The following is a 13070-nucleotide window of genomic DNA, read 5'->3' as shown; positions in this document are numbered from 1 at the left end:
TCAAGCGTTACTTGACGGTGACACCGGGCAGCTCGAGGTCGCCGTGGAAGTCGACCTTGACGTTGTCGACGGCCTTGCCGTGGCCACCGTTGATGCGGTAGTACCACAGCGGGATAGCGGGCATCTTCTCGAGCAGCTTCTTCTCGACCTCCTGGTAGCCCTTCACGGCCTCTTCCAGGGAGTTCGCCTTGTCCGCGGCCGCCATCAGACCGTCGATCTCCTTGTCGGAGAAACGACCGTTGTTGGACTCGGCGTTGGTGTGGTAGAGCTCCTTGATGAAGTTCACGTTGACCGGGTAGTCGGCCACCCAGCCACCGCGGTACATCGACTTGACCTGGTCGTTGTCACGAGCCTCGAGGTCGGTCGGGAAGTCCGGCTTGGCGTCGCCGACGCAGTCGACACCGGTCGCCTTGCGGATGGACTCGCAGACCGCGGTCACCCACTCCTTGTGGCCGCCGTCGCTGTTGTACTGGATGAACAGCTTGTTCTCCGGGACGCCGCCGCCCTCGGTGATGAGCTGCTTGGCCTTCTCCGGGTTGTACGTGAAGACGTCCGTGCCCAGGTCCTGGTTGCCCTTGACCTGCGGCGGCGTGAAGCTCGTCGCGGGGGTACGGGTGTTGTTCAGGACGGTCTTGGTGATCGTGTCGCGGTCGATCGCCATGGACAGACCCTGGAGGACCTTGGGGTCGATGTCCTTGAACGTCTTGGAGTAGAACGCCGGGACCAGCGACTGGATGGCCGCGTACGGCTGCTCGATGGCGCCGTCGCCCAGGTCCTGCTTGTACTTCGGCAGGTCCGTCGGGCCGACCTGGCGGATGATGTCCAGGTTGCCGGAGACGACGTCCTGGTACGCGGCCTCGAGGGTCGCGTAGTTCTTGAACTGGATGCCCTTGTTCTGCGCCTTGTTGGGGCCCTGGTAGTCAGGGTTGGCCGCAACCTGGATCAGCTTCTTGTGGGTCCACTTCTCGAACTTGTACGGGCCGTTGCCGACGGGCTTCTGGCCGAACGCCTTCGGGTCGTCGTAGAAGACCTTGGGCAGCGGGGCGAAGGTGGCGTAGCCCAGCTTGTAGTTGAAGTACGGGACCTTCTCGGCGAGCTCGATCGTGAAGGTGGTCTCGTCGACGACCTTCAGACCGGACATCTTGTCGGCCTTCGGGTCACCCTTCTCCGGGTGCACGTCGGCGTAGCCGGCGATGTCGCCGAACCAGAAGGAGTTCTGCTGGTTGTTCTTGATGTTGGCGTACCAGTTCCACGCGTCGACGTAGGACTGCGCGGTCACCGCCTCGCCGTTGTGGAACTTCCAGCCGGCCTTGAGCTTGACCGTCCACGTCTTCGAGTCGGTCGTCTCCACGGACTCGGCGTTCGTGTAGACGATGTTGCCCTGAGCGTCGAAGTCCAGCAGCTGGGTGAAGAGCGACTGGATGACGTACGAGCCGTTGGTCTCGTTCGTGTCGGCCGGGATCAGCGGCTTCTGCGGCTCGCCGACGTCGATCGAGACGTAGCCCGCGGGCTTGCCCGAAGCGTTGCCCTTGCCCTTGTCCGAGCCACTGTCGCTGCCACCACAGGCAGTCGCGGCCATGGCGACGACTATCGCACCCGCGACCCACTTGGCGCTCTTGGCACCACGCATGGGTTCCTCCTCATGAGTCCACTTTGTCACTACAAGAGGGGCATTACTGACGCGCCGACACCCCTGACGGCGCTGTGTCAATGCCCCGAGTGTGCTCGTGAGTCGGCGCTCCCCACAGCGCATGACCCATTGACCCGAGCTCAATGGAGCCAACTATTAAGTACGTCCGGGCCGTAAACCACACTTAAAGGGTCTCGTTTTGACAACATCAGAGGTGGGCGTCAGACCGAAATCCGGACAAAGCGAGCACAGACAGACACCCGCGAAACGGACCGTTAACACATGTTCCGGAGAGCGACGGTCGATATACGGACACTCGGGTCGCCTAAACGATTTGACGAACGGGCCCGGCCCCTCGCCGTGTCAGCGAGGGGCCGGGCCTGGTGTATGCGGTTGTCCCGGGCCGTCGCCGACCCCGGTGGGCCACCGGGACGGCGCCCGGCGCCCGCGGGGCCCCACAGGGGCGCCCACGGGCCTGAAGGCGCGTCAGCCGTGCTTGGCGCGCGAGGCCGAGCGGGCGCGCTCGCGCTGGTCGAGGACGACCTTGCGGATGCGGACGGCCTCCGGGGTCACCTCGACGCACTCGTCGTCGCGGCAGAACTCCAGCGACTGCTCCAGCGAGAGCTTGCGCGGGGGCACGATCGCCTCGAACGAGTCCGCGGAGGAGGAGCGCATGTTCGTGAGCTTCTTCTCCTTGGTGATGTTCACGTCCATGTCGTCGGAGCGGGAGTTCTCGCCGACGATCATGCCCTCGTACACCTCGGTGCCGGGGTCGGTGAACAGCACGCCGCGCTCCTGGAGGTTGGTCATCGCGAACGCGGTGACGGCACCGGAGCGGTCGGCGACCAGCGAACCGTTGTTGCGGGTCTGCAGCGGGCCGAACCACGGCTCGTGGCCCTCGTGGATGGAGTGGGCGATGCCCGTGCCGCGGGTGTTGGTCAGGAACTCGGTCCGGAAGCCGATGAGGCCGCGGGACGGGACGACGAACTCCATGCGGACCCAGCCGGAGCCGTGGTTCGACATGTTGTCCATCCGGCCCTTGCGGACGCCCATCAGCTGGGTGACGGCGCCCATGTGCTCCTCGGGCACGTCGATCGTCATGCGCTCGACGGGCTCGTGGACCTTGCCGTCGACCTCCTTGGTGACGACCTGCGGCTTGCCGATGGTCAGCTCGAAGCCCTCGCGGCGCATCTGCTCGACCAGGATGGCCAGCGCCAGCTCACCGCGGCCCTGCACCTCCCAGGCGTCCGGACGGGCGGTCTCCAGGACGCGCAGCGAGACGTTGCCGACGAGCTCGCGGTCCAGGCGGTCCTTGACCTGACGGGCCGTGACCTTGCGGTCCTTGACCGCGGCCTTGGCGTCGGCGCCCTTGCCGGTGCCGCCCCGGCCGACCAGCGGCGAGGTGTTGGTGCCGATGGTCATGGAGATCGCCGGCTCGTCGACGGTGATCAGCGGCAGCGCGACCGGGTTCTCCGGGTCGGCCAGCGTCTCGCCGATCATGATCTCCGGGATGCCGGCCACGGCGCAGATGTCACCGGGGCCCGCGACCTCGGCGGGCTTGCGGGTGAGCGCCTCGGTCATCATCAGCTCGGAGATGCGGACGTTGGAGACGGTGCCGTCCCGCTTGATCCACGCGACCGTCTGGCCCTTGCGCAGCTCGCCCTGCTCGACGCGGAGCAGCGCGATGCGGCCGAGGAAGTTGTCCGCGTCGAGGTTGGTGACGTGGGCCTGGAGCGGCGCGTCCTCCTCGTACGTGGGAGCCGGGACGTGCTCCAGGATCGTGGTGAAGAACGGCTCCAGGCTGGTGGAGTCGGCGGGGACGGTGCCGTCCTCCGGCTTGGTCAGCGAGGCGACGCCGTCACGGCCGCAGGCGTAGACGATCGGGAACTCGATCTGGTCCTCGTCGGCGTCCAGGTCGAGGAAGAGGTCGTAGGTCTCGTTGACGACCTCGTCGATGCGGGAGTCCGGGCGGTCCGTCTTGTTGATGCAGAGGATGACCGGCATCCGGGCCTGGAGGGCCTTGCGGAGCACGAAGCGGGTCTGCGGCAGCGGGCCCTCGGAGGCGTCGACGAGGAGCACGACGGCGTCCACCATCGACAGACCGCGCTCGACCTCGCCGCCGAAGTCGGCGTGGCCGGGGGTGTCGATGATGTTGATCGTGATCGGGGCCCCGCCGGCCTTGGGGTGATACTTCACCGCCGTGTTCTTGGCGAGGATCGTGATGCCCTTCTCACGCTCCAGGTCGTTCGAGTCCATGACACGGTCGTCGACGGACTCGAGCTGGTGGGCGGCGAAGGCTCCGGCCTGCTTGAGCATGGCGTCGACGATGGTCGTCTTGCCGTGGTCGACGTGGGCGACGATGGCGACGTTGCGGATGTCGTGGCGCGTGGGCATGGGTTGCTAGCGCTTCTCTCGGATCGTGGGATGCGGCGTCGGTTCCTCTTACGCCCGCCGGGCGGACGCGCCACGGCTACCGTCCATGGTACGGGGCCGCCGCGGCGGGGGCCGTCCGGAGCGGACGGGGCCCGGCGAACGGGACGAGGATCACGCCACGGGCGCGGGGGTGCGGGGCGCCACGGGACTCGGGTCTGGGTGATCACGACCTTGCCCGCCGGCGAGGCCGGCGGGCAAGAGAGTTGAGCCACTTCTGAGCTTGTGCGAACGGCGCGCTACTGCGGTTTCGGGCCCCCGTTGACCTGGGATTTCTTGTAACCGATGTGCTGATGGGCCGGGGACTTGAAACCGAAGGCCCCGACGTTGACCAGGGAGCTGCGCACGGCCACCAGCTCGGGCCTCTGGTAGAGGGGGATGGAGCCCGCCGCCGCCCAGATCCTGGCGTCGGCGCGGCGCATCAGATCGCGTGCGGCGTCCTCGTCCAGTTCACCCGCGGCCTGATCGAACAACTGATCGATGTAGTCGCTGCCGACCCGGGTGTAGTTCTGCTCGACCAGCAGCGATCCGTCGGACGCCGGCTTGGGCTTGGCGTAGATCGGCCGCGCGTCGGTCGCCGGGTACGCGCTCGCCGGCCAGGAGTAGAGGGCCAGGTCGTAGTCGCCGGAGGCGACGTGGTCCTTGAAGTAGTTCTCGTCCTCGACCTTGACGATCTCGGTGCGGATGCCGACCCGCCGCAGCATCGCCGAGATCCGGTCCCCGACCGAGCGCAGCACCTGCGAGCCCGGCCCCGAGGGGAGCACGAACCGCAGGGACAGGGCCTTGCCGTCCTTGCCGACGGCACCGCCGGCCGGGGCGGGGGCGGCGGACCCGCGGGGGGCGTAGGCACCGGCCACCCCGTCGCCGCGGTGCCGTCCGCCTGCGGCCTCGGTGTCCGCGGAGACCGGGCCCTCGGCGACCGTCCGGGCCTGCTGCTCCAGGGCCAGGCTCTGGAGGGCGGCCCCGGGGGCGGGGGCGAGGACGTGGATGGCTCCCGCGGCGCGGTCGCGGAGCCGGGCGTCGGCGGCGGGCTTGTCGTCGCCGACGATGTAGAGGCCGTCGCCGGAGGCGGCGTCCGAGGCGCCCGGCTTGCCCGACGCCCGGGCGGCGGGCGTGCCGCCACCGTCGCCGTCCTTGCCGCTGTCCTTCCTGCCGCCCTTCTCGCCGTCCTTCCCGCCGTCCTTCGCTCCGGACGGCGAGGCACTGCCCGAAGGGCCGCCCGCTCCGGCGTCGGCCTCGGCCGGCCGGGGCTTCTGCCGGGCGCCGCCGGGGGTCCAGCCGGCGTCGGCGAGGAGCCCCTGGGCCTCCTGGGTGCTCTGCTTGCCGAGCGCGCCGCTGCTGTCCTTGTAGAACGGCTGGCCGGCGAGCGCGAGGTGGCTGCCGGGAGGCTCGGCGGGCAGCCCGAGCGGGGCGAGCACGGTCTCGGCCAGCTCCTCCCGGTCGAGCGCCCGGGCGACGGCCCGGCGCACCCGCTCGTCGGCGAGCGGTCCGCTCTCCCCGTTCATGGCGAGCTGGGTGTATGCGGGCTCCAGCGACTTGCGGACGCGGAAGCCGCGCAGCGCCGACTGCTCCTCGGCGTACCGCTGCCGCGCCTTCGCGGTCCGTTCGCGGGCCGCGCGGGCGGAGTCGGCGAGGCTCTCGTCGGAGCCGTGCGCCAGGGCCCAGGAGCGGAGGGCGGCCGACGGGGTGATCCCGGAGCCCGGGCCGTGCGCGACGGGCTTGCCGCCGCGGCCGGCGTCCTTCGCCGCGTAGGCGATGCGCTCGGCGCCGGACCGGTCGATCTCGGCCACGTCCAGCGTGCCCGCCGCCAGCGCGGCGACCCGCTGCTCGCGCGGCACCGCGGCGAGGACCAGGCTGTCCAGCTTGGCCCGCTGGCCCCACCAGCGGGGATTGCGCACCAGGGTGGTGCTCTTCGCCCTGGCGTCGATCTTCTGGACCCGGAAGGGCCCGGCCGTGGCGGCGAGCGCGGTGCGGGCCCGCTCGTTGAAGGCGGCCGGGGTGGCGGTGATCTCCTTGGGGTAGAGCGGGGTGAACAGCGACCGCCAGTCCGCGTACGGCTTGGTGAAGGTGACCTTGACCTCCAGGTCGCTGGAGCCCCGCTCGATCCGGTCGATCCGCTCGTACCCGGCGTTGCGCGCGGTCCAGAACGCGGAGTCCTTGCCGCTCAGCGCGCGCCACTGGGAGAGGAAGTCGGGCGCCCCGATCTCCCGGCCGTCGCTCCAGACGGCCTGCTGGTTGAGCTTGTAGAGGACGACCTGCTTCGGTTCGCGCTCGACGACCTCGGCCGATTCCAGATAGTCGGGGTTGCGCTGGGGTCGGCCGCGTTCGTCGACGGTGAAGAGCGCCGGCAGCACGGCGCCCGCGATGCGGGCGGTCGTGGCGTCGGCGTCGGCCTGGAAGGCGTTGAGCGTGGCGGGCACCGAGTCCACGGCCCAGCGCACGGTGCCGCCGTCGGCGGTGGCGTCGCGGCCGGCGGGGGCGATGTCCTGGGCCGGCGGCCTCGCCTTGCTCTCCTCGTCGCCCGAGCTGCAGGCGGCGAGAGCGGGCAGTGCCAGTACGCCGCTGGTGAGCAGGGCCACGGAGCGGAGCCTTCGGGAGCATGTCCGCCCTCGGGGGGCCTCGACCTGGGACATGGCATGTACCTCTTAGTCCTGTTTTGTCGAATTTGGAGATGATCACACCGATTCCTCCACTGAAGTGGACGGGACGGCCCGGCGGGCGCAGACACGGCGGCGGCGGCACCCGAGGCCACCCGGGCGGCCCAATCCCCCGCACCCCGGAGCCGCCGGACGGGACGGCCGGAAAGTGGCGCGCCGGCGGCGCGGACACCGGGAATCCCGTACGTCCCCTTCACAACCCCGGATGTGACGCGCGACACTCTCAGGCGCATGAACGATGCCACCCGCACTCCGCGGAAGTGAGGACACGTCATGTCCCAGCACGACGAGTTGACGGCGATGCGGCAGCACGTCGACGAGCTCACCCGGCGCGTCGGGAGACTGGAGCAGGCCCTGGAGGCCGCCCTGCGGGGCGCCGCGCCGGCGCGGCCCGGTGTGCCGAAGCCCCCGGTCCCCGGCGACCTGGTCACCATCCCCGACACGCCGTACGACCGCTCCCTGTGGACGGACTCGGACGACGAAGGGCTCGGCGCCCGCGACCGTCACGCCCCCTGACCCGCGCACATCCCCGGACCTCACCCGATCCCACTCCACCCGGAGTCCCCGTTGGCCACAGGTACCGAACCACCACCGCCCGCCGGCACGGGAGTGCGCGGAGCCACCCGGGCCGCCATCCGCCCCCGCCATCTGCGCACGGACCGCTGGTGGCTCGCACCCGCCCTCACCGCGGCGGGGCTCCTCGCGTTCGTCGTCTACTCGTCCTGGCGCGCGTTCGCGAACGCCGACTACTACGCGGCGCCGTACGTCTCACCGTTCTACTCGCCCTGCCTCGCCGAGAACTGCGTCCCGATGAGGGGCGGACCGAACTGGGAGATCGTCGGGAGCTGGTGGGGCCTGTCGCCCGCGCTGCTGATCCTGGTGTTCCCGCTGGGCTTCCGGCTGACCTGCTACTACTACCGCAAGGCCTACTACCGGGCTTTCTGGGCGTCGCCACCGGCCTGCGCCGTGGCCGAGCCGCACCGGGCCTACAGCGGCGAGACCCGCTTCCCGCTGATCCTCCAGAACGCCCACCGGTACTTCTTCTACGCCGCCCTGCCGGTCGCCGCGATCCTCACCTGGGACACCGTGCTCGCCTTCCGCGACGAGCACTACGCGTGGGGCCACATGGGCCTGGGCACCGTGGTGCTGCTGGTGAACGCCGTGCTGATCTGGGCGTACACCCTCTCCTGCCACTCCTGCCGGCACATCGTCGGCGGCCGGCTGCGGCACTTCTCCCGGCACCCGGTGCGCTACCGGCTGTGGAGCTGGGCGGGCCGGCTCAACGCCCGTCACATGCAGCTGGCCTGGGCCTCGCTGTTCAGCGTCGCGCTGGCGGACCTCTACGTGTACCTCCTCGCCAGTGGCGCCTTCGACGACCCGCGCTTCTTCTAGGCCCCTACGGAAGGTTGCCCTCCGGCATGACTCAGCTCGAACACCAGCAGTGGGACGTCGTCGTCGTGGGCGCCGGCGGCGCCGGACTGCGCGCCGCCATCGAGGCGCGCGAGAGGGGCGCGCGGACCGCGGTGGTGTGCAAGTCCCTCTTCGGCAAGGCCCACACGGTGATGGCCGAGGGCGGCATCGCCGCCTCCATGGGCAACGTCAACGACCACGACTCCTGGCAGGTCCACTTCCGCGACACCATGCGCGGCGGGAAGTTCCTCAACCAGTGGCGGATGGCCGAGCTGCACGCCCGCGAGGCGCCCGAGCGGGTGTGGGAACTGGAGACCTGGGGCGCGCTCTTCGACCGGACCGAGGACGGGCGGATCTCCCAGCGGAACTTCGGCGGCCACGAGTACCCGCGCCTCGCCCACGTCGGCGACCGGACCGGGCTCGAGCTGATCCGCACCCTCCAGCAGAAGATCGTCTCGCTCCAGCAGGAGGACCGCGAGGCGTACGGCGACCCCGAGGCGCGGCTGAAGGTCTTCCAGGAGTGCACGGTCACCCGGATCCTCAAGGACCCGGCTGCCGGGCGGGACGGCGCGGTGGCCGGGGCGTTCTGCTACGAGCGCGAGACGGGCCGCTTCTTCGTCCTCCAGGCACCGGCCGTGGTGCTGGCCACCGGCGGCATCGGCAAGTCCTTCAAGGTGACCTCCAACTCCTGGGAGTACACCGGCGACGGCCACGCGCTCGCGCTGCTCGCGGGCGCCCCGCTGCTCAACATGGAGTTCGTGCAGTTCCACCCCACGGGCATGGTCTGGCCGCCGTCCGTGAAGGGGATCCTCGTCACCGAATCGGTGCGCGGCGACGGCGGGGTGCTGCGCAACTCCGAGGGCCGGCGCTTCATGTTCGACTACGTCCCGGACGTCTTCAAGGAGAAGTACGCCGAGTCCGAGGAGGAGGGCGACCGCTGGTACGAGGACCCCGACGCGAACCGGCGCCCGCCCGAGCTGCTCCCCCGCGACGAGGTCGCCCGCGCGATCAACGCCGAGGTCAAGGCCGGCCGGGGCTCCCCGCACGGCGGTGTCTTCCTGGACGTCTCCACCCGGATGCCCGCCGAGGTCGTCCGCCGGCGCCTGCCGTCCATGTACCACCAGTTCAAGGAGCTCGCGGACGTCGACATCACCGCGGAGGCGATGGAGGTCGGGCCGACCTGCCACTACGTGATGGGCGGCATAGCCGTCGACTCCGAGACCGCGGCGGCCGACGGGGTGCCGGGTCTGTTCGCCGCCGGCGAGGTGGCGGGCGGCATGCACGGCTCCAACCGTCTCGGCGGGAACTCCCTCTCCGACCTGCTGGTCTTCGGCCGGCGGGCCGGCCTGCACGCCGCCGCCCACGCCGCGCGGCCGGCGCGGAGGCCGTCGGTGGACGAGGCGGACGTGGCGGCGGCCGCCGCCGAGGCGCTGCGCCCCTTCGGCGCCGCCGCGGACGCGGCGGGCCCCCCGGAGAACCCGTACACCCTCCACCAGGAGCTCCAGCAGACCATGAACGACCTGGTCGGGATCATCCGTCGGGCCGGCGAGATGGAGCAGGCACTCGAACGGCTGGCCGTGCTGCGGGAGCGGGCCGCCCGCGCGGGGGTGGAGGGGCACCGCCAGTTCAACCCCGGCTGGCACCTGGCCCTGGACCTGCGCAACATGCTGCTCGTCAGCGAGTGCATCGCCCGCTCCGCGCTGGAGCGCACCGAGAGCCGCGGCGGCCACACCCGGGAGGACCGCCCCGCCATGGAGCGGGCCTGGCGCCGGGTGAACCTCGTGTGCCGCCTCGCCCCGCCGCAGGCCGGCCCGGGCGAGGGCGCCGTCGTGCTCGAACGCCGGGAGACCGAGCCCATCCGCCCCGACCTGCTCGCCCTCTTCGAGAAGGAGGAGCTGGTCAAGTACCTCGCCGAAGAGGAGCTCACCACATGAGCACGTACGACGCGCGGTTCCGGGTGTGGCGGGGCGACCGTGAGGGCGGCGGGCTGGAGGACTTCACGGTGGAGGTGAACGACGGCGAGGTCGTCCTCGACATCGTGCACCGCCTCCAGGCCACCCAGGCCCCCGACCTGGCCGTCCGCTGGAACTGCAAGGCGGGCAAGTGCGGCTCGTGCAGCGCGGAGGTCAACGGCCGTCCGCGGCTGCTGTGCATGACCCGCATGTCGGTCTTCACCCGCGACGAGACGGTCACGATCACCCCGCTGCGGGCCTTCCCCGTCGTGCGGGACCTGGTGACGGACGTGTCGTTCAACTACGCCAAGGCCCGCGAGATCCCCTCGTTCGTGCCGCCGCCCGGGCTGGAGCCCGGTGCGTACCGGATGGCGCAGATGGACGTGGAGCGCTCGCAGGAGTTCCGCAAGTGCATCGAGTGCTTCCTGTGCCAGGACACCTGCCACGTGGTGCGCGACCACGAGGAGAACAAGGAGGCCTTCGCGGGGCCGCGCTTCCTGATGCGGGTGGCCGAGCTGGACATGCACCCGCTGGACGCCGCGGCCGAGCGGGGACTGGACCGGCGGGCGGCCGCGCAGGACGAGCACGGCCTCGGCTACTGCAACATCACCAAGTGCTGCACCGAGGTGTGCCCGGAGTCCATCGCCATCACCGACAACGCCCTGATCCCGCTGAAGGAGCGGGCCGTGGACCGCAGGTACGACCCGCTGGTGTGGCTGGGGAGCCGGATCAGGCGGCGGGGGGACGGGGACCGGAAGGGGTAGGACGTCCGGTCGCGGGCTCCCATCGGCGGACATAGCCTCCCGTATGTGACACGGACAGCCACGCACGCCCTGCTCGCGGCACTGGTGGCGGCGTGGTGGCTGATCGTGCCCGCCGCCGACGACGCGCGCGCCGAGGACCCCGTGGAGCTCTCCCGGCAGGGGCAGATCACCGACCGGACCGGCGCGCTCGGCGACCGGGAGCCCGCCGTGGCCGCGGCCCTGGACCGGCTCTACGACGCGCAGCGCCTCCAGCTCTTCGTGGTCTACGTCGACGGCTTCTCCGGCCTCGACGCCCCCCGGTGGGCCGCCCGCACCGCGGCACGCAACGGCCTCGGCGAGAGCGACGTGCTGCTCACCGTCGCCACCGGCGACCGCCGCTACGCCTACTGGGTCGACGATGCCTCCCGGCTGACGGACGCCCAGCTCGCCGACGTCGCACGCGACGGCATCGAGCCCGCGCTGCGCGAGAACGACTGGGCGGGCGCGGCGATCGGCGCGGCCGACGGCTACGACGCCGTCCTCGCCGGACGCCCCGTGCCCGAGGTCGCCGTCACCCCCGGTGACGCGGACCCCGGCGGCGGGGGCGCCGCCACCGGGGCGGGCGACCTGGTGCTGCCCGTCGCGGTCGTCGCCGGCGCCGGCGCACTGGCCGCGTACGCGTGGCTCCGACGGCGGCGGCGCACCGAGACCCGCACCACCCCCCGGGGCGGCCGGGAGGGATGGGGCGAACCGCCCCCCGTCCCGCTCGCGGAGCTCGACACCCGCGCCAAGCAGGCCCTCGTCGACACGGACGACGCGCTGCGCACCAGCCGGGAGGAACTCGGCTTCGCCGTGGCCCAGTTCGGCGAGGAGGCGGCGAAGCCGTTCACCTCGGCGGTCGACCACGCCCAGACGGAGCTCACCAGCGCCTTCCGTGTGCGCCAGCAGCTCGACGACGCGTACCCCGAGGACGAGGCGAGCCGCCGGGCCATGCTGGACGAGATCCTCGCCCGGTGCGCCGAGGCCAACCGCCGCCTCGACGCCGAGTCCGCCGACTTCGACAGGCTGCGCGCCCTGGAGCGGAACGCACCGGACGCCCTGGCCGCGGCCCGGGCGGCCTTCGACGACGTCGACGGACGCATGATCAGCGCGGAGGCGGCCCTCGGCGTGCTGCGCGAACGCTACGCGCCGAGCGCGTCCGCGCCCGTCGGAGGGGCCGTGGACGAGGCCGGGGACCGACTGGAGTTCGCCTCCCGCTCCCTCGACGAGGCGGGCAGGGCGCTCGGTGCCGACGAGCGCGGCACGGCAGCCGTCCAGGTACGCGCCGCCGAGGGTGCGATCGCCCAGGCCGCGCTGCTGGTCGAGGCCGTCGACCGCAGGGCGGTGGAGCTCGCGGAGGCGGCGGGCCGGCTGCCCGGCGCGCTCACCGAGACGGAGACCGACCTCGCGGAGGCCCGCGGGCTCCTCGACGGCACCGGGCAGGGGGTGTCGACCGCGGCGCTCCAGGGGCGCGTCGCCCGGGCCCGGACCGTGGCCGCTGAGGTGCGGCAGGAGATCGGGGCAGGGCCGTACGACCCGATCGACGCACTGCGGCGGGTGGAGGAGGCCGACGCGGCGCTCGACGAGGCACTGGCAGCGGCCCGTGAGGACGAGCAGGGCACCCGGCGGGCCAGGGCACTGCTGGAGCGCGCCCTGCTCGGCGCCCGCGCGGCGGTCGGCGCGGCCGCCGACTACGTCGCCACCCACCGCGGCGCCGTCGGCAGCGAGGCACGCACCCGGCTCGCCGAGGCGCAGCGCCGGCTGGAGCGGGCCCAGGCGCTGTCGGGCGACGGCGGGACCGGTGGGGATCCGCAGGCGGCGCTGGTGGAGGCGCAGCACGCGGACGCGATGGCCCAGCAGGCGCGCACCCTCGCCGAGAACGACGTGCGCGGCTACGGCTCCGGGTTCGGCGGCCCCGGCGGGTTCGGGGGACCGGGCGGATTCGGCGGCGGCGCCGGCGGGCGGCGCGGCGGCGGACTCGGCGGCGCGGTCCTCGGCGGGATCATCCTCGGCGCACCGGGCGAGGATCTCGTCCAGCATGGCCCGGCGGCTCGCCTCGTCCTCGGGGTACGCGTCGTCGAGCTGCTGGCGCACACGGAAGGCGCTGGTGAGCTCCGTCTGGGCGTGGTCGACCGCCGAGGTGAACGGCTTCGCCGCCTCCTCGCCGAACTGGGCCACGGCGAAGCCGAGTTCCTCCCGGCTGGTGCGC

Annotated in this window: 8 protein-coding genes; 5 read left to right on the top strand and 3 right to left on the bottom strand. The window is 71.9% G+C overall.

All coding sequences use genetic code 11. The annotated features are described in order from the left end of the window. Positions 1-7: 7 nt before the first annotated feature. The 3 genes from EAO77_RS11900 to EAO77_RS11890 form a co-directional block, all read right to left on the bottom strand. Positions 8-1630, bottom strand: a complete 1623-nt coding sequence (locus EAO77_RS11900) for an ABC transporter substrate-binding protein (RefSeq protein WP_147987979.1) — start codon at positions 1628-1630, stop codon at positions 8-10. Between the two features lie 486 nt (positions 1631-2116). Continuing rightward, positions 2117-4024 (bottom strand): translational GTPase TypA, encoded by a 1908-nt coding sequence (gene typA / locus EAO77_RS11895; RefSeq protein WP_147987978.1) that lies wholly within the window; start codon positions 4022-4024, stop codon positions 2117-2119. 275 nt (positions 4025-4299) lie between these two features. Continuing rightward, positions 4300-6693 carry an ABC transporter family substrate-binding protein gene (locus tag EAO77_RS11890; RefSeq protein WP_147987977.1) on the bottom strand — a complete coding sequence of 798 codons (2394 nt, stop codon included), beginning with the start codon at positions 6691-6693 and terminating at the stop codon, positions 4300-4302. 297 nt (positions 6694-6990) lie between these two features. Here EAO77_RS11890 and EAO77_RS11885 point away from each other — a divergent pair, with 297 nt between their 5' ends. From EAO77_RS11885 to EAO77_RS11865, 5 genes are all read left to right on the top strand, one after another. After that, positions 6991-7233: a hypothetical protein gene (locus EAO77_RS11885; RefSeq protein WP_147987976.1), complete on the top strand. Its 243-nt coding sequence runs from the start codon at positions 6991-6993 to the stop codon at positions 7231-7233. A 51-nt stretch (positions 7234-7284) separates the two neighbouring features. Beyond that, positions 7285-8109: a hypothetical protein gene (locus tag EAO77_RS11880; protein WP_147987975.1), complete on the top strand. Its 825-nt coding sequence runs from the start codon at positions 7285-7287 to the stop codon at positions 8107-8109. Positions 8110-8135: 26 nt separating this feature from the next. Beyond that, positions 8136-10061, top strand: coding sequence for a fumarate reductase/succinate dehydrogenase flavoprotein subunit (locus EAO77_RS11875; protein WP_147987974.1), 1926 nt, complete (start codon positions 8136-8138; stop codon positions 10059-10061). After that, complete coding sequence (locus EAO77_RS11870; RefSeq protein ID WP_147987973.1) at positions 10058-10843, top strand: succinate dehydrogenase/fumarate reductase iron-sulfur subunit; 786 nt, start codon at positions 10058-10060, stop codon at positions 10841-10843. The genes EAO77_RS11875 and EAO77_RS11870 overlap by 4 nt, the downstream gene beginning before the upstream one ends. A gap of 45 nt (positions 10844-10888) precedes the next feature. Then, positions 10889-13070: TPM domain-containing protein (locus EAO77_RS11865; RefSeq protein WP_147989087.1), on the top strand; the 2182-nt coding region annotated here is incomplete at its 3' end.

The sequence above is a fragment of the Streptomyces sp. T39 genome (assembly GCF_008042045.1).
Taxonomy (GTDB): Bacteria; Actinomycetota; Actinomycetes; order Streptomycetales; family Streptomycetaceae; genus Streptomyces.
Note: the sequence above shows the minus strand (reverse complement) of the source record. Positions and strands in the feature narration are given on the sequence as shown.